Source organism: Streptomyces sp. NBC_01283, from assembly GCF_041435335.1.
GTDB lineage: Bacteria > Actinomycetota > Actinomycetes > Streptomycetales > Streptomycetaceae > Streptomyces.
This window is the reverse complement of the sequence record NZ_CP108430.1, coordinates 497,132-516,966: the sequence shown is the minus strand read 5'-3', so window position 1 is coordinate 516,966 and position 19,835 is coordinate 497,132. Positions and strand designations below refer to the sequence as shown.

Below are 19,835 nucleotides of genomic sequence, written 5' to 3'. Positions count from 1 at the left end.
TGACGGCGGCCGCGGTTCTTTGGTTAGGCGGAGGCGGCAACCGCGCTTCCGATTCCGATGAACAGCCACCCCGACACGATGTCCCAGCGCCGCTGGCTCCTCGGTCGGGCCAGCAGCACCCGAGCGCGGCCGGCCACGGCCACGATTGCGCACCAGTAGACGACGCCGATCGCGATGTCGGCGGCCCCCAGAAGAAGGATCTGCTGCGTCGTGGTGCCGCTGCTGGTGTCAACGAACTGCGGGAGAACGCTCAAAAAGAACAGCGCCGCCTTCGGGTTGAGCACGTTCGTCAGGAACCCCTGCGTGAAGCTGCGCCGCCGCCCGTCCGGAGCCGTGCCCCCACCAGACGGGAGCACGCTCTTCACCCGCTTTTCGTGCGGGGGCGTTTCGGCGAGACGGCATCGGGCGCGTCGCGCGGTGATCAGCGAGCGGACACCGAGATAGATGAGGTAGGCCGCGCCCAGCAACTTGATGCTCTGGAAGACGGCCGCGGAGCGGGCGGCAAGCACTGACAGTCCCAGCACCGCGGCCGCCATGTGAACGACCAGCCCGCTCTGAGCTCCCAGCGCGGCCGCGCGGCCCTCGGCCCGGCCGTGCGTCGCCGCTCGTACGACGACGAGGAAATCAGGTCCGGGGAGCAGATACGCCAGCAGCACCACCCCGAAGAAGCCCAGCAGGTCCATCGACATTGATCCCACTCCTCACCAACCGGTCGGAAGCGCAACGCACACGCTGCCCCTCCGGTGAGGCGCAGCTCCCTCATCCGTCTACCCCCGAAAGGGCTTCACCCCGCAACTGCCCAACCACAGCCAATCGTCGGCCGGAGCCGAGACCGCAGAGCGGACCACCCCCGCAACCCCCTCGCTGGCCGCCCGCTATGTGGTGAGCAGGAGCCCGTGGTCGTCCAGCACGGCGCGGACTTCCGGCACGTGGTCGAAGTCCTGAAGCCGCCGGAGGACAGGTTCACATCGGCGCCCGCGGCAGGGATGCGGAACGCCTGACGACGGGTCGGCTTTGACGATACGCGGCGATCCAGGCGGCGGTCGCGCCTTCGCGGCTGATGCATGAGCCGCAGGCTAAAGCCCCGGCTGCTTGCAGCGATACCGGATTTCTGCCTGATCGAGCCTGGCAAGCAAGGTCGCACGCGGCCACTAGGCGGCGATCGGGACGGGGTACGCCGGGAGCTGCCAGTCGCCGCCGCGGTCCTCCTTGGAGAAGCGCGCGACCAGGTCGGGAATGTGGAAGAAGCAGGCGAGAGCAGTGGCGGTCTGGAACGCGCTGATCGCGCGCCCACTCATGGGCATGCCGACGCGCAACAGGCGGGGGTTGACCTCGGCTTGGATCTCGTTGACGAAAGGCCGCAGGACGCGGTCGTAGTTCGCCAGGGCGGCCGGCAGGTCGTCGGAGTGCCGGTTGATCTCGCCGGCCAGGACATAGGCGCCGACCAAGCCGCCGGAGATGCCCATGCCGCTGTAGGGAGAGGCGCAGTGTGCGGCGTCGCCGGCCAGGACCACACGGCCCTTGGACCAGGTGTCGGTGCGCACCTGGGCGATCTCCTGGGAGTAGAAGAACGGGCTCGTCCTCATGCCCTCGATGAAGCGCTCGGTCTGCCAGCCGGCGTCGCGGAAGCGGTCGGCCCAGAACTCCTGCTGATGGTCGATGGCCGCGCGGTGGATCGCGGTGGCTTCCGCCGACTCCTCGCGCATCACGAAGTACACCTGGGTCTCCGTCGCGTTGTGACTGCGCCGCATGATCTGACGACCACCCGGGACCATGTAGGTGTCGCGGATGTTGCTGTCGGAGGCGACGCGCGGGACGAACCAGTACGCCATGTGGATACCGGCGCGCCAGTACGGGTCGAAGCTCTCCGGCAGGAGCGCCTGCCGGATACGTGAGCCCTGTCCGTCTGCGCCGATCAGCAGGTCGTACTCTCCGGAATCGCCGCCCGAGAAGTGGGCGATGACGTGGCGCTCGTCCTGGTCGAAGCCGTCGACGCTCTTGCCGAAGAGGTACTCGATGTCGTCCTTGGTCGCGTCGTGGAGGATGCGGACCAGGTCGCCGCGCATGATCTCGTACTCCGAGGTGAGAGTCTGTCGGCCCTTGCCGGAGGTGTTCGCCATGATCGTCGCTCTCGGCTTCCCGCGGGCATCGACGAACGCGACGCCCGGCTCGTCCACGCGCTGATTGCGCACGTGGTCCAGCAGCCCCATGCGTTCGACTGCTTCGATGCCCTGCCCGCGCAGGTCGACCTGGGCGCCCGAGGCGCGCAGCGCCGGGAAACGCTCGACGATCGTCACCTGGTGACCGCCGCGGGCGAGCCAGAAAGCCAGCGCCTGCCCGGCGACACCGCCACCGGCGATGAGAACCCGCAGGCCACGCTTCGTGATCTTGTCCGTCATGGCGACCACCCAAAATCTATCGGTGATTGATTCCTTTCCAGATTCTTCTATCACCGATAGATTGTCAACGTGACCAAGATGAACCGCGAGACCGTCGTCACCGAGGCGCTGGACCTGCTCGACGAAGTGGGCCTGGAAACCGTGAGCACCAGGCGGCTGGCCAAACGGCTCGGCGTCGAACAGCCGTCGCTCTACTACCACTTCCGGACGAAGAAGGATCTCCTGGCGGCCATGGCGGAGGCCGCCATGGCCCCTCACGCCACCGCACCGCTCCCGTCGTCCGGGGACGACTGGCGCGAGTGGTTCCTGGAGAACTCGCGCAGCTTCCGGTGCACGCTGCTGCAGCGCCGCGACGGCGCGCGCCTTCACGCCGGCAGCACCCCGACCGGCGACCTCGACCGGATCCGGCACAAGATGGCCTTTCTCATCACCTCCGGCGTGCCCGAGAAGGACGCGCAGATGGCGATGCTGGCCGCCGGCCGGTACACGGTCGGCTGCGTGTTGGAGGAGCAGGCGGACGCGGGCCCAAGCGGAGACCTGCCCGCCGACGTCCCGATCATCGATCATCAGGCGGCATTCGAGGCGGGCCTCGCCCTCATCCTGGGCGGTCTCATGCAGCACACTCCGACCGGGTCCACGCTTCCCCCGGAACGCGAACGCTGATCATCGGGCCACGCCAACCCGCCCTCGCGCCGCCGTCGGCGTGGGCGCCGGTCACACCGCGGGCTGTCGGCGAAGCCGAGAAGAGAGCCGGGCCGATGGGTCCCTGCTCGTAGTGCAGCCAGCCCCTGTGCATCTGCGGGTCAGGCATCCAGGCGGCGCCCCACGAGCCAGGTGACGATCTCGGAGTCGTGGTGGTCGAAGAACAGGGAGCTGCCGGTGTCGAGGGTGGCGATCTGAGCCATCTGCCCGCCGGTGAGCCGGAAGTCGAAGACCTCGATGTTCTCGGCCATACGCTCGGCGCGCACGGACTTGGGGATGGCGATGACGCCGCGCTGGGTCAGCCGGCGCAGCACGATCGGGGCCACGGACTTGTCGTACTCCTTGCCGATCCCGGCGAGCAGCACGCTGGTGAACAGCTCGTTCTTGCCTTCGGCGAAGCCGCCCCAGGACTGGATCTGCACCCCGTGCTCGCGCATGAGGTCCTGGTAGCGGGCGCGCTGGAAGAACGGCTGGGTCTCGATCTGGTTGACGGCCGGGGTGATCTCGTTGTTGACGATCAGGTCGATCAGCCGGTCGGGATGGAAATTGGTGACGCCGATCGCCTTGGCCACGCCCTCGTGGTGGAGCGCCTCCATGGCGAGCTTGGTGTTGTCCTGGGCGGGGGCCTCCTGGACCCACAGCTTGGTGGTGACGAACAGGTCCTCGCGCGGGACGCCGCTGGACTTGATGGCTCAACCCACGGCTTCTTCGTTGCCGTAGGCGGCGGCGGTGTCGAGCAGGCGGTAGCCGGCGGCGAGCGCATCGGAGACGGCGCGTTCGGTGTCCTCGGCGGGGGTCTGGTAGACCCCGAAGCCGAGGAGCGGCATCTCGACACCGTTGTTCAAGGTCACGTACAGCATGGGGTAAGTCTCTTGTGGTGCAGGTGAGTTGGGGGTCAGGGGCGGATGAGGGCCTTGAGGACCTGGCGGTCGGCCATGGCCTGGTAGGCGTCCGGGGTCTGGTCGAGGGTGAAGGCCTGGTCGAAGACGAGGCCGGGGGCGATGGTGCCGTCCAGGATGTCGGGCAGCAGCTGCTCGATGTAGGCGCGGGCGGGGCTGGCGCCGCCGGTCAGCGTGATGTTCCGCATGAAGAGGGCCGGGCCGATGGGTCCCTGCTCGTACTGGGGGACACCGAGTCGGCTGATGGTGCCGCCGTCCAGGACCGCGCCGAGCGCGGTGTCCAGGGCCTGGCGGGTGCCGACGGCCTCGATCACCTTGTCCACGCCGCCGGTCAGTTCGTGGAGGCGGGCGATGCCCTCCTCGCCGCGTTCGGCGACCAACTCGGTGGCGCCGAAGTGCCGGCCCAGTGTGGTGCGGGTTTCGTGACGGCCGGCGAGCACGATCCGTTCGGCGCCGAGCCGCTTGGCGGCCATCACCGCGCACAGGCCGACCGCACCGTCACCGACGACCAGCACTGTGTCGCCGCGGCCGACACCGGCGGTGACGGCGCCATGGTGACCGGTCGTCATCACGTCGCTCAGCGCCAGCAGGGACGGCAGGAGCGCGGAGTCGGCGGCCGCCGGCAGCTTGACCAGGGTGCCGTCGGCGTGGGGGACGCGGACGGCTTCGCCTTGGCCGCCGTCCACGCCGTCGAAGCCGTACCGTCCGCCGTTGCGGCAGGAGATGTGCAGGCCCTTGGCGCAGTAGTCGCAGGTGTTGTCGCTGTAGGTGAACGGGGCGACGACCAGGTCACCGGTCTTCAGGCCGGTCACGTCCGCGCCGGTCTCCTCGACGACGCCCAGGAACTCGTGGCCCATGGGGCGGCCGGTGTCGGTGGCGGGCATCGACTGGTACGGCCACAGATCGCTGCCGCACACGCACGCGGCGAGGGTGCGCACCACGGCGTCGGTGGGCTGGACGATCTTCGGGTCGGGCCGGTCCTCGACGCGGACGTCGCCGGCTCCGTACATGACTGCTGCACGCATGCGAGAGGTACTCCAGACGGGATTCGGGCGGGGTGACGTGGATGATCAGCGTTCGAGCATCTGTGCCTGAGCCGCGGTGTGGGTGGCACCGGCCGCGGGCGGCAGACTGCTGAGCTGGTGAAGCTGCTCATCGGTGAGCGTGATGGCGTCGGCGGCGGTGTTCTCCTCGACCCGGCTGACGCGCTTGGTCCCGGGGATCGGGGCGATGTCGTCGCCCTGGGCGAGCAGCCAGCCCAGCGCGACCTGCGCGGGCGTGGCACCGGCCTCGGTGGCCAAAGCCTTGACCTCGTCGGCGAGCGCGAGGTTGCGCTTGAAGTTCTCGCCCGTGAAGCGCGGGTTGTCGCGCCGGAAGTCGCCTTCGTCGAACTGGTCGGGGGAGCGGACGGTGCCGGTCAGGAAGCCGCGGCCCAGCGGGGAGAACGGCACCAGGCCGATGTTCAGCTCCCGCAGGACCGGCAGGACCGGCAGGACACGCTCCTCGAGGTCGCGCGTCCACAGTGAGTACTCCGACTGCACGGCGGTGACGGGCTGGACGGCGTGGGCGCGGCGGATCGTGTCCGGTCCGGCTTCCGAGAGGCCGAAGGCACGGACCTTGCCCTCGGCGATCAGCTCCCTGACTGCGCCGGCGGTCTCCTCGATCGGCGTATTCGGGTCGACGCGGTGCTGGTAGTACAGGTCGATGTGGTCGGTGCCCAGCCGCCTCAAGGAGCCCTCGACCGCGGTGCGGACGTTGGCCGGGCTGGAGTCCAGGTTCCACGCGCCCTCGCCACCGTGTGAGACCAGACCGAACTTGGTGGCCAGCACCACCTTCTCGCGGCGCCCCTTCAGAGCCCGCCCGAGCAGTTCCTCGTTGGTGTACGGGCCGTAGATCTCGGCGGTGTCGATGAGCGTGACGCCCAGTTCCAGCGCCCGGTGCACGGTCCGGATCGACTCCGCCTCATCGGTGCCCGAGCCGGTGTAGCCGTGGGACATGCCCATCGCGCCCAGCCCGATCCGGGAAACCTTCAGGTCACGCAGCTTGATGTACCGCATCTCGCCCTCTTTCGATCCGTGGTGTACCTGGCCGCCTCGCCCTCACCCAGCCCGGCGGTCGCGCCGGGGATGACGGGAAAGAGACCGGGATACCGGCGTCTTGCTCCTTCACCTTCGCCCGGACCGCGCCCGGGTGGCAGGGCGGGCTCTTCAGGGGTAATGACAGGGCCCCCCTCGGCCCTGCGCGCCAGGTACCGGGCGGGTGAGACTGGAGCCATGGCATCCGAGAGCGCGCACAGCGAGGGCGCCGAGCTGGGCCGCTACCTGCGCGCCCGCCGCACCCAGACAAGGCCCGAGCACGTCGGCCTCACCGTCGGCGCCGGCATCCGCCGCACCCCCGGCCTGCGCCGCGAGGAGCTGGCCACCCTCGCCGGCATCAGCATCGACTATTACGTGCGTCTGGAGCGCGGCAAGGAGACCCGCCCCAGCCCCGCCGTCCTCGACTCGCTCGCCCGCGCCCTGCACATGGACGACCAGGAGCATCAGCACCTGCGTGAGCTCGCCGCCCGCGCGGCCCGTTACGTCGCCGAACCCCCGCCCGCGCCCAGCCGCACCGTGCGCCCTCACCTCAAGCTGCTGCTCGAATCACTGCGTCCGAACCCGGCCTACGTCATCAGCCGCAGCATGGACGTGCTGGCCTGGAACCCGGGCGGCCTGGCCTTGTACGCGGGTCTGGAGGACTGGCCGGTCAAGCACCGCAATCTGGCCCGCTACCTCTTCCTGCACCCCGCGGCCCGCGACCTCTTCCCCGACTGGGACCGGCAGATCACCGCGTGCGTCGCCCGCCTGCGCGCCATCGCCGGCACCGCCCCGGACGCCCCCGACCTCACCCAGCTCGTCGGGGAACTGCTCTTGAAAAGCCCGGACTTCGCGGGCCTGTGGGAACGCTACGAGGTGACCGGACGCAAACCCGCCCACAAGACGTTCCAGCATCCGCAGGTCGGAACCATCACTCTCACCTCGCAGTCCCTGCACGTCGAAGGCACCCCCGGCCAGCGCATCGGCGTCTACACCGCCGAACCCGGCACCCCCGGCCACGATGCCCTGCTCCTCCTCGACATGACCGCTGCGTCCGGCGCGATGCCCAGCACCACACCCCACAGGAGTTGACTGCTGTCCCAGCACCATCGCCATCTGGCGTAGGTGAGGCTGAAGTGGCCGACCTTGGGACCCAGGAGCCTGCTCGCGGGCGGGAGCCCACACTGAGACGTCGAGGCTCGTCGCGATCGGTCCCACGCCGCTGGCCGGTCGGGCGGCATGTGGCGGGCCTCGGGGACTCGCGGTGGGGTGGGACTGTCCTAGGGGTTTTCCCCAGGTTCAGCCTGGTTCGCGCTGTCGGTCGGGGCCGAGCCGCCGAGCGCGGATCGCCCCGGGACCACCTCGCTGGCGGCCCGCTTTGTGGTGCGGCGTCGGCGAGGGCAACCGCCAGCCATGAACGGTAGAGGGCCAGTTCGCGCGCGTGGGTGGCGGCGTACCGATCGAGCACGGCGGTGAGGAGCGGTACGGCCCGCAGACGTCGAGACCCGCCTCAACCCGCACGTCGCCACCCGCATCCGCAACGTGCTCGACGCACCCCGCTGAGCCGCGGGCGAGTCAGGCGAGTCAAGGGGGGGCTCACCAACTCCACATGCGAAGAAGCGCAGAGTCGTGTCACGTGACAGCAGGGGGATCTCGCGCCCGCTTGGCGACCAGGGGTGGGTTCAGGGCGGTGTGAGGGTGTCGAGTCGGGCAGCAAGGTCGGGGTGGGCGGCGGCCAGGTGGGGGCGGGTGGCGGCCAAGGGGGCGATGAGGTCGGTGGGGTCGTCGTGGGCGAGGGCCGCGTGGAGCTTGTTGAGCGGGCGGCGAGCGGCGGCGGGGAGGTCGGTGAGGGCGGTGATCTGCCCGGCGAGGCGACGCAGGTCGGCGGCGTTGTTGCGGGCCCAGGCGGCGGTGGTGCGTTCGGTGGCCCGGGCCTGGCGAGTGGCCGTCACGCGTTGCTCGCCGGTGGTCCCGGCGGGGCCGGGGCGGCCGCGCAGATAGCGGCGTTCGGCGGCCTGGCGGCTGGCGACGCCGAGTGGGTGAGCAAGGTCCGCCCAGCTGGCGCCCGCGTCGCGAGCGGTCTCGATCAGGCCGGACTCCCATCCGGCGAGCTGCTCGCGCACCTGCCGCAGCAGCATCAGGGAGGCCAGCGCCCGCTCCGGTCCGGGGCCGGGGCCTTGGGGCGTGTCCGGAGAGTCCCGCTGGGCGTCGCGCAGGGCGTCGTCTATGGCGTCGAGGGCCGCCGCAGCGGCGAGGAACGATGCCGGGCTGTGGGGGTTCGTGCTGGTCGTGGGCGGTTGGTCGGCTGCGGTCACGGATACCTCCCTCAGGTTGTCATCATGTAGACGACATCATGTTTGTCATCCAATGGATGACATGTTACAACAGTGTCAGTGCAGCGCATTGGCAGCAACTGCCTGAACCTGCTGGAGGTGTTCTCACATGTTGATGCGCACTGACCCCTTCCGCGAGCTCGACCGGATGGCACAGCAGCTGCTGGGCCCGGGAACGTCCCCCCGCCCGTCGGTGATGCCGATGGACGCCTACCGCGAGGGCGACCAGTACGTGGTGGCCTTCGACCTTCCCGGCGTCAGCCCCGAGGCCCTTGACATCGACGTCGAGCGGAACATGCTCACCGTCAAGGCCGAGCGCCGCCCGGCGGCAAAGGCCGATGACGTGCAGATGGAGCTGTCCGAGCGGCCGGTGGGCGCCTTCTCCCGCCAGATCGTGCTCGCCGACACCCTGGACACCGAGCGCATCCAGGCCGACTACGACGCGGGCGTGCTCACCCTGCGCATCCCGATCGCCGAGCGCGCCAAGCCCCGCAAGATCTCCGTCGGCGTCGGTTCCGGCCACAAGGAGATCGCCGCCTGACACGTGCGGAGGGCGGGCACCTGAACTCACCCCTCACCTTCACCCCGCCCTCCGCGGCCCGTGAGCAGTCCGAAGAGGAAGAGGTGACGGCCGAGATGACTCTGCGACGCGAAGCGTTCCTCGATCACGTGAAGGAACGCGGCACATACGGCACCGCGGAGGAGGCCGAGCGCGCGGCCCGCGTGGTGCTCGCCCTCCTCGGCGCCCATCTGGTCGGCGACGTCCGCGCCCATCTCGCGGCGCGCCTGCCAGAGGGCTTCGCCCTGATCCTGCTCAACCCGCTGCAGAGCGCCGAACCGCTGCCTCCTGAGCGGTTCTTGCGGGCGACCGCCGCCTGGATCGAGGGCGCCACCGAGCAGACCGCGGCCTGGGATGTCAGCGCGGTGCTGTCCACCGTCGCCGACGCGGCCGGCGACGACCTGCTGGGGCAGATCCTGCTCCAGCTCCCCGTCGGCTACGACCTCCTCTTCGGCCGCCCCCAACCCACCTGACCATGACGAGGGGTGCCGCACGCCCGGTGCCACCCCGTCCATCCTGGCTCCATGAAAGGAATGCACCGCAGTGATCTCCGAGGCGCGCGTACCGCTCGGGCACCGGCAGCCGTACGGAACGGCGTATGAGCAGATGCTGGAGAAGGTCCGCCACGAAGGCGCCTACCCCACCCGCGAGCGGGCCGACGAAGCCGTCCGTTTGGTCCTCGGGGGGCTGGGGCGCCGGCTGACGGGCGACGAGCGCGTCGATCTCGCCGCACGGCTGCCGTTGGAGGCCGCCCGTGTGCTCACCGCGCAGATCCCCGACCCCCGACCCATGACCGGCTGGGCCTTCGTCAAGGACCTTGCCGCCCGCGCCGGTAGCTCCCTGGCCACCACCCGTTGGGACACCGGATCCGTCCTCACCGCCGTCGCCGCCCATGCAGGCCCCGACCTCATCACCCGCATCCTGGGCCAACTCCCCACCGGATACGCCCTGCTGTTCGGCCGCGCCGAACTCACCCCCGCCGCGTAGACGGCGAGCTGCGTACTCGGGGCGGGCGCAACGACCGCCGCGTCTGCTGCGCCCGCTGGCCGGAGGGACACGACCGCACCGAGCGCCGGCAGGCTGCCCGCGACCAGCTACGGGCGGACCGTCCTGCAGGCTCCTACAAGTCCTCCGGCCGCGGCGGCTTCGGTGCGCCCGCCGGTGGGGCGAACTTCGCGTACTCCCGGGTCGTGGTCGGGGCCGAGGTCTCCTGGGCCTCGAAGGTTTCCCGCGCCTGCGCAGGCAGGAGCTTGTCGCGCGCGGCTCCCGGGTCCCAGCCGGTGTCGACGACCTTCTTCTGCCAGGCGATCGCGGCCACGAGGACGGCGACGCCGATCAGGAGCATGAGGACGATGCCGGCCACCGAGCCCGCCTTCGCCGCATTGCCGATGATCAAGCCGAACCAGCCGAAGCCAGCGTCCCCGAAAGTGGTGTTGGCCGAGCCGAACGAGCCGAGCACCCCGAGCAGGAACGCCGGCAGGAGCGTGATCAGGACGCCGTTGAGGAACGCGCCGACGGGCGGCCCCGCAGCGGCCGCCCGTCGCGTTGCCGAAGACGCCCGCCGCGCCACCGGTGAAGAGGTGCGGGACCAGGCCCGGCAGGACGAGGGCCGTGCCGAACGCCGGGTTGATGACCCCGGCCAAGCAGCCCCAGCGTCACCAGGCCGCCGGTGAAGGAGCAGATGAAGCCGACCAGGACGGCGTTCTGCGCGTACGGGAAGACGATGGGCGCGTCCAGGGCGGGGATGGCGCCGGGCATGACCTTGTGAGCGATTCCCTGGAAGGCGGGCACGAGTTCACCCAGGATCGTACGGACGCCGAAGAGGATGACGGCGACGGCGATGGCGAACTGGAGGCCCTGACCGAGCGAGGACATCAGGTAGTTGCCGATGCCGGTCGAGCCGGGGTCCCCTTGCCCGGCGAGTACGCCTGGAACGCCTCCGCCCTGCCTACCTCGGCCAGGAAGACAACGGCCATGATCATGTAGATGAGGACCATGGACAGGGCTGTCGCCACCATCGAGTCGCGCAGGAAGCGCAGGCCCTCGGGGAGGGTTCATCTCCTCCGCGGAGCGGCTCTTCTTGCCGATGGCCTGTCCGTCGCTCCGGAGATGATGTAGCCGGCTGTCCCGAAGTGCCCTATGGCGACGGTGTTGTTGCCGGTGACGCGTTTGGTCCAGGGATGGGCGAAGGCGGCATCGCGACCAGCATGCTGCCGAGCAGGATGCCGCCGGCCACCACCACGACCCAGGAGGTGACTCCCGCCGACCGCGACATGCTCGGCTCGGGACTCGCGGCCGTTCGCCTCTCCCACGCGGGTGAGCAGGGAGGCGTCCCGACTGGAGGCCAGGCCCGCGGCGGGCTGCGTGTGCCAGAAGTCCGAGCCGTCGAGCAGCTCTGCCTTCTCCTTGAGCGTGAGCCGGGCGATCAGCGCCGGGATGTCGAGCCGCGTGGTGTCTGCATCGAGGGCCGCATCGTGCGCTTGGTCTGGATTGGTCGTGGTGGCCCGGGGTGCCATGACGCGAGGTTCGGGCATGGCGGTGCCTCCTTTGAGGGCGGGTGTGTGCGTGTGGGTGATGAGCGAGGGGTGGTGTTGCTGAGATGGGTCTCTTGCCTGCCGGGTGCTCCGTGCTTGAAGATGCTTACACGTGTAATCATCTCTGTGGAAGGCCTTCCATCGATGAAGCTGAACATTCATGACAGCGGTTCCCGCGACGGTGCTACCGCTGGTGACAAGGTCGCGCTGCTGATCCACGGCGGCATGTCCGACCACCGCACCTGGCATGCGGTCGAGGAGCACCTCATCGGCCTCGGTTACCGGGTTGTGGCCCCCGATCTGCGCGGCCACGGCCACAGCCCGCGCGGCGAGTACCGGCCGGAGCTCCTTGCCGAGGACTTGGTGGAGAACCTGCCGACCGACGCGGACGTGGCGATCGGGCACTCGTTGGGCGGTCTGTCCCTCGCGCTGGCGGCCTCCCGGCTGCGGCCCAAGCGCGCCGTGTACTCCGATCCCGGTTTCCTGCTGCGCAACGTGCCGACCGGGGCGACGGCGGGCATGCGGCAGATGGTCGCCACCGCCACCGCCGAGAGCGTCCGTGCCATGAACCCGCGCTGGTCGCAGGAGGATGTGGAGACGGAGCTGGCGGGCTTCGCGCTGTTCGACCCCGGGTTCCTGTCTTCCATGGAGCACTTCGAGCAGGCCTACCTGCCGGAGTCGGCCGTGGTGCCGTCGCTGGTGCAACTCGCCGACCCCAGCCTGTGCATCGACTCGCGGGGCATGGCGCAGCTCGAGGAACGCGGCTTCGAGGTGTGCCGGGTGTGGCGGGCGGGGCACTGCATTCACCGCGACGACCCGCAGGCCTTCCTGAAGTCCCTGGACGGCTGGATCTGAGCTCACCTCTGGCATCAGGTCCTCGGCACCACATCGCAGGCATCGAGCCCGTGGTGGTGAGGCCCTGATGTCGTGAAAGGGCCCGGGCGCCCCCCCGGAGCGCTCGGACCCCGGCTCGTGGTGGTGGGGGGTGGAAGTGGCGGAATGGGCCGCGCCGCTCCCACCCCGGCCCTCAGTGCCCGCCGCGCACGAAGCGCTCCAGACCCCGGGTTGCCGGGCCGGTGTGCGTACGGTCCGGGCTGATCGGTGTCACGGTGACGTAGCCCCGCTGGAGCAGCGCGAAGTCCGCTCGGGGCTTGGTCTCGGGGCGGCAGTCCGGTGAGCGCGGCACGCACAGCTCCGAGCCGATGGTGAACGTGTCGCCCTTGGCCGTGTAGTGAAGGCCGACGATCTTCTGCGTGCCGACGGACGTCCAGGCCGTCCCCCGCGGACGCTGCCGTTCGGCACGGTGCGGATAGTTCACGTTGACCACGTACTTGGCCGTGAGCAGGCCGTGTTCGCGCAGACCGGCGATGAGCTCGGCCCCGAATGCGGCGGTCCTGCGGTAGGTGTGGTCCGCGACCTCGAAGGAGTCGGTCACGGCGGGGTCGTAGGCGCTGTTGAGGGCGACGGCGGGTACGCCCTCGTCGATCGCGGCGAGCGCGGCACCGAGCGTGCCCGACTCGTTGACGACAGAGGCGACGTTCGGGCCGAAGTTGCTGCCGGTGACGACCAGATCCGGGCCGTCCTTCCAGCCAACTTTGGCGGCGAGCCCGCCGTTGATGCCAAGGCGCACGGTGTCCGCGGGTGTCGCGCTCGGCGTGGACTGCCCGCAGGGCGCCGCGCCCTTGCAGACCCCGTACACAGCGCCGCCACCGTGCGTTCCCGAGCAGTTGTTCGCGTACCCCGCGGGCAGCGTGGTCCGGCGCTGGACGGTCAGCTGGCCACCGCTCGTGGCGCTGGTGCCCGCGCCGCTCTGGTTGGCCCAGGGAGCCATGACGACGACGTCGGCGCCGGCCGCGCACAGCGCGCGGCGCACCTCGTACAGGCCCTTGCCGTCGGAGGCGTTGGGGCGGGTCATCTGCATGGAGTCGTCGTTGCTGAGCAGGACGCGCAGGCCGGCGAGCGCGGGCCGCTCAGGCGTGGATCCCGGCCGGCCGTGGGCGGCCTGCGCCTGGGGGCAGGCGAACAGCATGGCGCTCGTGGCGGTCAGGGCGGCGAGTGTCTTGCATCGGTTCACGGTGAAGTTCCTCAGAAGGCGGTGACGGACGGGCCAAGTTCGGGAACAGCAGGCGGTGTTGTACTGGAGGGCCGACGGTTCACCGGACACCGCGGACGCGCAGCACGCCCAGCGCGCCGATGAGTGAGAAGAGGGCGGCGATCGGGAAGAGGGCCTCGTAGCCACCGGCGGCGACGATCCAGCCGGCGATGGAAGGGGCCAGGATCTGCGGGCCGGCATTGGCGATGTTGATGACGCCCATGTCCTTGCCCGCGTCCTCGCTGCGCGGCAGCACCTTGGTGATCAGAGCCATGTCGACGGCCATGTAGACCCCGAAGGCCAGCCCGCCGACGATGTTGTACGCGAGCATGCCGCTCTCGGTGGGCCACAGCATCGGCAGGGTCAGGGCAAGCGCGGCGGCGATGCCGGAGGTGAGCACGAAGGGCTTGACCCTGCCGACCCGGTCGGCGATCGGCCCCGCCAGGACGGAGGCGACCACCGTGCACAGGGCGTTGACGATCATCAGGAAACCGACCGTCGGCAACAGATCCCGCGGCGGGATCTTGATGTGTTCGGCGAGCAGGAACATGTTGTACGTGAGGACGATGAAATAGCCGAGCATGACGCCGAGGCGCGACAGGAACGCCCAGCCGAAGTCGGGGTGATTCCTGGGGCTGACCCAGAAGTTGGCGAGGAACGCCCTGAAGGAGAATCGCTTCCGGGGCAAGGTGCGTGCGTCCCGGTCCGGCGATACGACCACGAAGATGACGGCGGCTGCGACGACGGCCGCCGCGATCAGGTAGTACCCGTTCTCCCCGGCGAACCGGCCGCCGAAGCCGCCGATCACTCCGTCCAGGCCGAACTTCACGCCCGGCACACCGCCGATCACCAGCGCCGCGACAATCGTGCCGAGCGGTACGCCGAGACCCACCAGGGCGGAGAAGGTGCCGTACTTGGCGGCCGGGACCCGGTCGGGCATCGTGGCGGTCAGGGCCGCCTGATAGCCGTTCATGATGAACTGCACCACGCCCCAGCTCAGTCCGAGCATGGCGATGCTGGCGGCGTGGGCCTGCGCCACCAGGGCCAGAGCTCCCAGGAAGGCACAGAGCAGGATCCAGGGGGCACGGCGGCCGAGCCGGGAGCGGGTGCGGTCGGAGAGCTGGCCGAAGGCCGGGTTGCCGACGGTCGCGAGGACCGCGCCGATGGTGCTGGCCGTGGACAGGGCGGCGGTGTCGTTCGTGCCGGTGATCCGCGCGACCTGGAGAGGCAGCAGAAAGCTGCCCACGCCGAACCAGAGCAGATAGAGGGCGACGTTGGCGACCGGCAGCGTGAGCCGGAGCAGGCGCAGCCGCGAGGCGACGACGGGCTCGTCGACGTGCACGCCCGCGTGATCGGCCACGGCGGTTGCGGGCGCGTCTGCAGGAAGTGAATGACTCATGAGGGCCCCTTGAAAGGCGATGCCTAAGAGAACGGGACGCGTCTGGGGGCACGCGTTCCGCAGGAGCGTAGATGACACGTGTAACCCTGGAAAGGTGTCGTACCGCCCGGGATGGTTTCGTTACTTAGAACGGGGGCGCGCTCGCGCCAGGGATCATGTTGAGAAGTTGAAGGCAGTAGGTGGCGCGAGGCTCGCCGGGCGTCAGGCTGATTCGCGTACGACGAGGCGCGCGCGGAGCATGTCGTGGGTCTCCGGCGGCGTTTGTGGGGCGCCGATCAGCCGGTCGAGCAGCTCGGCGATCTCGCGCGAGGGCATGTAGTCGAGACGGATCGTCGTGAGCCGGGGGCGGAGCAGCCTGCCGATCAGCAGATCGTCCGCGCCCACGACCGCGATGTCCTCCGGTACGCGCACGCCGCTGTCCTGCAGTGCGCGCACGGCCAGCGCGGCGTACTCGTCGTTGTACGCGTACAGGCCGTCGACCCCGTCCGCTGTGCACTGCTGAACCCATCGCCGTGCCGCTTCCTCGTCGAGCGCGAGGTCATGCCGTACGACGGTGCCCGCGCCATGGGCCCGCACGGCCCGCTCGACACCGGCCAGCCGGGGCTCGGCGAATCCACGCAGCGAGGAATCGGCGGGCATGATCACGCCGAGGGTTCTGCGGCCGGTCGCCAACAGATGGGTCGCCGCGTGGAAGCCGACCTGCTCCTCGTCGGTGACCAGGGCGTGTGCGCCCGCGACCGGTGCAGGACCGAAGCCGAGTACGACCTCGACGCCAGCCTGGTGCAGCACGGCCACGGCGTCCTCGTCCAGGCTGTCGTCCATCAGTGACAGCACGGCGTCGGGCCGCAGCTCGGCCCAACTGCGGCCGGCCGCCGCACCTCGGGTCCCGGTCGGGCCGTACAGCACAGCCGTGTGGCCCAGTTCCGACAGCGCCTGCTGCAGCTCGGAGAACGCCCGCGCGAACAGCTGCCCCACCGTCACCGCCGGTGCGGTCAGCAAGACGATCCCGCTGCGCCCGGACCGCAGGGCCCGCGCTGAGGCGTGCGGCACGTAGCCGAGCTGCCGGGCCGCCGCCCGCACCCGCTCGCGTGTCGCCTCGCCGACCCGCCCGCCCTCGGTGTTGTTGAGCACGTAGGAGACCGTGGCCCGGGACACTCCGGCGGCACGTGCCACATCACTACTGGTGGGCGGGGTGCGGACAGGGCGGGGCGGGGGCGGGGCCATGCTGGTCATCTTCGCAGAGGAGGGGGTGCAGGCCTCGAAGGAGGTCGCGCCGCCACGCAGAACTCGGCGCCACGTAAAACTTGCGCCCACCACTCTTTCGGGGCCGGGAACGAGGCCACGGGTCAGGGTTTCCGTGCAAGTGCACCGAACTGGGGCAGCACGGATCCGGAGTTGGGTTCACGGCGCCATTGCGAGCATGACACGAGGCCGGGGGTGACTAGGTCCAGGCCGTCGAAGAAGGAGCTGATCTCCGCGCGGCTGCGGGCGGTGATGGGCGGGGTGGCGTTCTCGTTCCAGAAGGTCATGGCCTCGACGTTGCCCTCGCCGCCCAGGTCGGTGTCGGTGGTGGGGTGAGTCAGGGCGAGATAGCTGCCGGAGGGGACCGCGGCCATGACTCGGCGCACGATGTCCCGTGCCTCGTCCGTGTCGAGGACGAAGTTGAGGATGCCCAGCATCATGACTGCGACGGGTTGGTCGAGGTCGAGGGTTGCCGACGCGCCCTCCATGACACCGGCAGGGTCGCGGACATCGATGTCGATGTAGTCGGTGGCTCCCTGGGCGGAACTGGTCAGCAGGGTGCGGGCATGGACCAGCACGATGGGGTCGTTGTCGACGTAGACGATCCGGGATTCGGGCGCGATGCGTTGGGCGATCTCGTGGGTGTTGTCGAGGGTCGGCAGGCCGGTGCCGATGTCCAGGAACTGCCGTACGGCACAGTCGGCCGTCAGGAACTGGACCGTGCGGCCGAGGAACTGGCGGTCGGCGCGGGCCACGTCTCGGATCACCGGGAACATCGTGGCGACCTGGTCGCCTACTTGCTGGTCGACCTCGTAGTTGTCCTTCCCGCCGATCCAGTAGTTCCACACACGTGCGTTGTGCGCGACTGTGGTGTTCAGCCTGCCCGACACATCTGACGGGTACTGGCTCTCACTCACGTTTTCCTCTTTTCTCGTTCGCCTTCTCGTTCGCCCACGAGGTGTTCCAGGCAGGTGTTCCGTGCGCGGGGTGTTCTGGACGGGCGGCCGCCGCGGCGGCGACGCATTGTTCGCCATTGTGGAGTACGTGGATCACGGCGTCCGGGGATTGGGTGTTCCCGAGTGGGAGTGGCCAGCAGAGTGCCACGGGGCTCTCGTGCTTCTTTTGGGATTGCCTCGCCTGAGGTCTTGACAACTCGATTGGTCTGGACCAGCTTTGCGCACAGTAGCGGTGGCCACCGGCTCTCACCTTCGTCCTTCGCTTCTCCCTGGAGGCATTCCGTGGACCGTGTACGTAAGGGCAGATCCGGCGTTCGGCAGAGAATCGGCGCGGCGCTCGCCGTCGGTGCGGCCGCCGCGCTCGCCGTCACCGGTCTCGCCGCGCCCGCGCAGTCGGCGGACGCCGAGGCGGCAGACGTCAACGTTGCCAAGAATGCGGGGTTCGAGTCGGACCTGAGCAACTGGACATGCGCCGAGAACAGCGGTGTCGCCGTCACCTCCCCCGTGCACGGCGGCGCGAAGGCGCTCAAGGCGACCCCGGCGGGCCAGAGCAGCGCCGAGTGTTCCCAGATCGTCAAAGTGAAGCCCAACTCCACCTACAAACTGAGTAGTTGGGTGCAGGGCAGTTACGTCTACCTCGGCGCCCGGGGCACCGGCACCACCGACGTGTCGACCTGGACGCCGGGCGCCTCGTCCTGGCAGCAGCTCTCCACCAGCTTCACCACCGGCGCGAACACCACGTCGGTCACCGTTTACACGCACGGCTGGTACGGGCAGAGCGCGTACTACGCGGACGACATAAGCGTTCTTGGACCCGACGGGGGCGGCGGCACCGACCCGGTGGAGATACCGGCGGTGCCGGCCGGTCTCAAGGCGGGCACGACGACGTCCACGTCGGTGGACCTGTCCTGGACCCCGGTGTCCACGGCCACCGGCTACACCATTTACCGCGACGGTACGAAGGTCGCCTCGACCAGTGGTGCCTCCACGACCGTCACCGGCCTCACGCCGGAGACCACCTACAGCTTCCAGGTCAGCGCCTCGAACGCGGCGGGGGAGTCGGCGAAGTCGACGGCGGTGTCCGCACGGACCACCAAGGGCGGCGGCGGAGACGGCGGCACCGTGCCCAAGCACGCGCTGACCGGCTACTGGCAGAACTTCGACAACGGCGCCACCGTGCAGAAGCTGCGGGACGTGTCGTCGCAGTACGACATCATCGCCGTCTCCTTCGCCGACGCCACCACCACACCGGGCCAGATCACCTTCAACCTGGACCCGGCCGTCGGCTACTCCTCCACCGCCGACTTCAAGGCGGACATCGCGGCCAAGCACGCCTCGGGCAAGTCCGTGATCCTCTCGATCGGCGGCGAGAAGGGCACCATCTCGGTCAACAGCGACGCCTCCGCGACGGCGTTCGCCAACAGCGCCTACGCGCTGATGCAGGAGTACGGATTCGACGGCGTCGACATCGACCTGGAGAACGGCCTCAACCCCACCTACATGACAAAGGCGCTGCGCCAGCTGGCGGCGAAGGCAGGCTCGAAGCTGGTGCTCACGATGGCGCCGCAGACCATCGACATGCAGTCCACCTCCGGTGGGTACTTCCAGACGGCGCTGAACGTGAAGGACATCCTCACGGTCGTCAACATGCAGTACTACAACAGCGGTTCGATGCTCGGCTGTGACGGCAAGGTCTACAGCCAGGGCAGCGTGGACTTCCTGACCGCGCTCGCCTGCATCCAGCTGGAGGGCGGTCTCGATCCCTCGCAGGTCGGGATCGGCGTCCCGGCATCGACACGCGGCGCGGGCAGCGGCTACGTCGCCCCGTCGGTCGTGAACAACGCCCTGGACTGCCTGACCCGCGGCACCGGCTGCGGCGCCTTCAAGCCGTCCAAGACCTACCCGGGACTGCGCGGCGCCATGACGTGGTCCACGAACTGGGACGCGACGGCGGGCAACACCTGGTCCAACTCCGTCGGCCCGAAGGTGCACAGCCTTCCGTAGCGAACGGCGCCCTTGATCTCGGCTTCGTCGGTGAGCGTCTCGATGTCCAGCACCTCGCCTTGGGTGAGGTGCTGGACCGGGGCGTCTAGCGCGGGGGAACTCGTACCGGGGTGGCCGGTCGGCAGCATCCGGAGACGCTGCTTCTGGGTCTCCGGGCGGAGCAGCGTCCCAGTGGCCAGGGTCTTGGCCCGGCGGCGCAGGTCGTGCATGTTCCAGATCATCGCCTCGGCCGCTCCGGCCCGACTGGGGTTCCAGTCGGTCGAGTACTCGACCTCACCGCTCAGCGTCTGGTCGAGGTGGGCCGGGTGGAGCACCCGCCGGTGAATGACGTCGACGAGCTTGAGCAGGGCGGTGACCGTGAAGGTCTTGGTCTCGCTGCCGATCCGTGTGTAGAGGCCGGTGGTCATCGGTTCACCAGTGGCGGTGTCGGCCACCCCGCTCGCGCGTACGTAGGGGGGCTCCTGCGGTAGGCGTCCTCGCAAGCCCACTCGATCGGACCGAAGCTCCTCCGGCTCCCGAAGCGATCCGACTGGGGTGCCACAGCACGCCAGCCGGACCAGCCGGACCAGCCGCGCCGAGTCGCCGAGTCAGGGGCGAGCGCGCGGGGCGTACGGTGCGGGGCCCGGCGAAAACGTTGCCGG

General features: G+C 69.6%; 19 protein-coding genes and 4 pseudogenes. 7 read left to right on the top strand and 16 right to left on the bottom strand.

Going from position 1 to position 19,835, the window contains the following annotated elements; genetic code table 11:
• Positions 1 to 23: 23 nt before the first annotated feature.
• Together OG302_RS02270 and OG302_RS02265 are read right to left on the bottom strand one after the other, a co-directional pair.
• Positions 24 to 689 (bottom strand): LysE family translocator, encoded by a 666-nt coding sequence (locus OG302_RS02270; RefSeq protein WP_371525084.1) that lies wholly within the window; start codon positions 687 to 689, stop codon positions 24 to 26.
• Between the two features lie 462 nt (positions 690 to 1,151).
• Complete coding sequence (locus tag OG302_RS02265; protein ID WP_371525083.1) at positions 1,152 to 2,399, bottom strand: FAD-dependent monooxygenase; 1,248 nt, start codon at positions 2,397 to 2,399, stop codon at positions 1,152 to 1,154.
• A gap of 78 nt (positions 2,400 to 2,477) precedes the next feature.
• Here OG302_RS02265 and OG302_RS02260 point away from each other — a divergent pair, with 78 nt between their 5' ends.
• Complete coding sequence (locus OG302_RS02260) at positions 2,478 to 3,062, top strand: TetR/AcrR family transcriptional regulator C-terminal domain-containing protein (RefSeq protein WP_371749993.1); 585 nt, start codon at positions 2,478 to 2,480, stop codon at positions 3,060 to 3,062.
• Positions 3,063 to 3,202: 140 nt separating this feature from the next.
• On the opposite strand, the pseudogene OG302_RS02255 reads toward OG302_RS02260, so the two are convergent.
• The 3 genes and pseudogenes from OG302_RS02255 to OG302_RS02245 form a co-directional block, all read right to left on the bottom strand.
• Positions 3,203 to 3,961, bottom strand: a pseudogene (locus OG302_RS02255) (aldo/keto reductase).
• 35 nt (positions 3,962 to 3,996) lie between these two features.
• Complete coding sequence (locus tag OG302_RS02250) at positions 3,997 to 5,025, bottom strand: zinc-binding dehydrogenase (protein WP_371525082.1); 1,029 nt, start codon at positions 5,023 to 5,025, stop codon at positions 3,997 to 3,999.
• A 45-nt stretch (positions 5,026 to 5,070) separates the two neighbouring features.
• Positions 5,071 to 6,057, bottom strand: a complete 987-nt coding sequence (locus OG302_RS02245; protein ID WP_371525081.1) for an aldo/keto reductase — start codon at positions 6,055 to 6,057, stop codon at positions 5,071 to 5,073.
• Positions 6,058 to 6,273: 216 nt separating this feature from the next.
• Here OG302_RS02245 and OG302_RS02240 point away from each other — a divergent pair, with 216 nt between their 5' ends.
• On the top strand, positions 6,274 to 7,167 hold the full coding sequence (locus tag OG302_RS02240; protein ID WP_371525080.1) for a helix-turn-helix transcriptional regulator: 894 nt from the start codon (positions 6,274 to 6,276) through the stop codon (positions 7,165 to 7,167).
• A gap of 590 nt (positions 7,168 to 7,757) precedes the next feature.
• Here OG302_RS02240 and OG302_RS02235 read toward each other — a convergent pair.
• Positions 7,758 to 8,390, bottom strand: a complete 633-nt coding sequence (locus OG302_RS02235) for a type III effector protein (RefSeq protein WP_371525079.1) — start codon at positions 8,388 to 8,390, stop codon at positions 7,758 to 7,760.
• Between the two features lie 127 nt (positions 8,391 to 8,517).
• Here OG302_RS02235 and OG302_RS02230 point away from each other — a divergent pair, with 127 nt between their 5' ends.
• The 3 genes from OG302_RS02230 (at position 8,518) to OG302_RS02220 (ending at position 9,954) form a co-directional block, all read left to right on the top strand.
• Positions 8,518 to 8,949, top strand: coding sequence for an Hsp20/alpha crystallin family protein (locus tag OG302_RS02230; RefSeq protein WP_371525078.1), 432 nt, complete (start codon positions 8,518 to 8,520; stop codon positions 8,947 to 8,949).
• A gap of 95 nt (positions 8,950 to 9,044) precedes the next feature.
• Complete coding sequence (locus OG302_RS02225; RefSeq protein WP_371525077.1) at positions 9,045 to 9,440, top strand: DUF2267 domain-containing protein; 396 nt, start codon at positions 9,045 to 9,047, stop codon at positions 9,438 to 9,440.
• Positions 9,441 to 9,510: 70 nt separating this feature from the next.
• A complete protein-coding gene (locus tag OG302_RS02220) occupies positions 9,511 to 9,954 on the top strand; it encodes a DUF2267 domain-containing protein (protein WP_371525076.1) in 444 nt (147 codons plus the stop codon).
• 133 nt (positions 9,955 to 10,087) lie between these two features.
• Here the strand turns inward: OG302_RS02220 and OG302_RS02215 are convergent, their stop codons facing one another.
• The 5 genes and pseudogenes from OG302_RS02215 to OG302_RS02195 all read right to left on the bottom strand — a co-directional run bounded on the left by OG302_RS02215 (position 10,088) and on the right by OG302_RS02195 (position 11,501).
• On the bottom strand, positions 10,088 to 10,537 hold the full coding sequence (locus tag OG302_RS02215) for a hypothetical protein (protein ID WP_371750394.1): 450 nt from the start codon (positions 10,535 to 10,537) through the stop codon (positions 10,088 to 10,090).
• A 4-nt stretch (positions 10,538 to 10,541) separates the two neighbouring features.
• A pseudogene (locus tag OG302_RS02210) lies at positions 10,542 to 10,610 on the bottom strand (hypothetical protein); the annotation flags it as partial.
• 73 nt (positions 10,611 to 10,683) lie between these two features.
• Positions 10,684 to 10,842: pseudogene (locus tag OG302_RS02205) on the bottom strand (PTS transporter subunit IIC); the annotation flags it as partial.
• The gene (locus OG302_RS02200; protein WP_371525075.1) at positions 10,842 to 10,985 is read right to left on the bottom strand and encodes a hypothetical protein; all 144 of its coding nucleotides are present in this window, start codon (positions 10,983 to 10,985) and stop codon (positions 10,842 to 10,844) included. The gene OG302_RS02200 and the pseudogene OG302_RS02205, both read right to left, overlap by 1 nt.
• A gap of 36 nt (positions 10,986 to 11,021) precedes the next feature.
• Positions 11,022 to 11,501, bottom strand: coding sequence for a hypothetical protein (locus OG302_RS02195; RefSeq protein WP_371525074.1), 480 nt, complete (start codon positions 11,499 to 11,501; stop codon positions 11,022 to 11,024).
• 144 nt (positions 11,502 to 11,645) lie between these two features.
• Here OG302_RS02195 and OG302_RS02190 point away from each other — a divergent pair, with 144 nt between their 5' ends.
• The gene (locus OG302_RS02190) at positions 11,646 to 12,356 is read left to right on the top strand and encodes an alpha/beta fold hydrolase (RefSeq protein ID WP_371525073.1); all 711 of its coding nucleotides are present in this window, start codon (positions 11,646 to 11,648) and stop codon (positions 12,354 to 12,356) included.
• 172 nt (positions 12,357 to 12,528) lie between these two features.
• On the opposite strand, the gene surE is transcribed toward OG302_RS02190, so the two are convergent.
• The 4 genes from surE to OG302_RS02170 form a co-directional block, all read right to left on the bottom strand.
• On the bottom strand, positions 12,529 to 13,575 hold the full coding sequence (gene surE / locus OG302_RS02185) for a 5'/3'-nucleotidase SurE (RefSeq protein ID WP_371525072.1): 1,047 nt from the start codon (positions 13,573 to 13,575) through the stop codon (positions 12,529 to 12,531).
• A gap of 79 nt (positions 13,576 to 13,654) precedes the next feature.
• The gene (locus tag OG302_RS02180) at positions 13,655 to 14,992 is read right to left on the bottom strand and encodes an MFS transporter (RefSeq protein WP_371525071.1); all 1,338 of its coding nucleotides are present in this window, start codon (positions 14,990 to 14,992) and stop codon (positions 13,655 to 13,657) included.
• A gap of 201 nt (positions 14,993 to 15,193) precedes the next feature.
• Positions 15,194 to 16,225 (bottom strand): LacI family DNA-binding transcriptional regulator, encoded by a 1,032-nt coding sequence (locus OG302_RS02175; protein WP_371525069.1) that lies wholly within the window; start codon positions 16,223 to 16,225, stop codon positions 15,194 to 15,196.
• 113 nt (positions 16,226 to 16,338) lie between these two features.
• Positions 16,339 to 17,151 carry an SAM-dependent methyltransferase gene (locus OG302_RS02170; protein WP_371525068.1) on the bottom strand — a complete coding sequence of 271 codons (813 nt, stop codon included), beginning with the start codon at positions 17,149 to 17,151 and terminating at the stop codon, positions 16,339 to 16,341.
• Positions 17,152 to 17,472: 321 nt separating this feature from the next.
• Between OG302_RS02170 and OG302_RS02165 the strand changes: the two genes are divergently transcribed.
• On the top strand, positions 17,473 to 19,194 hold the full coding sequence (locus OG302_RS02165; RefSeq protein ID WP_371525067.1) for a chitinase: 1,722 nt from the start codon (positions 17,473 to 17,475) through the stop codon (positions 19,192 to 19,194).
• Between the two features lie 98 nt (positions 19,195 to 19,292).
• On the opposite strand, the pseudogene OG302_RS02160 reads toward OG302_RS02165, so the two are convergent.
• Positions 19,293 to 19,664 (bottom strand): annotated as a pseudogene (locus tag OG302_RS02160) (serine hydrolase); the annotation flags it as partial.
• Between the last annotated feature and the right edge of the window lie 171 nt (positions 19,665 to 19,835).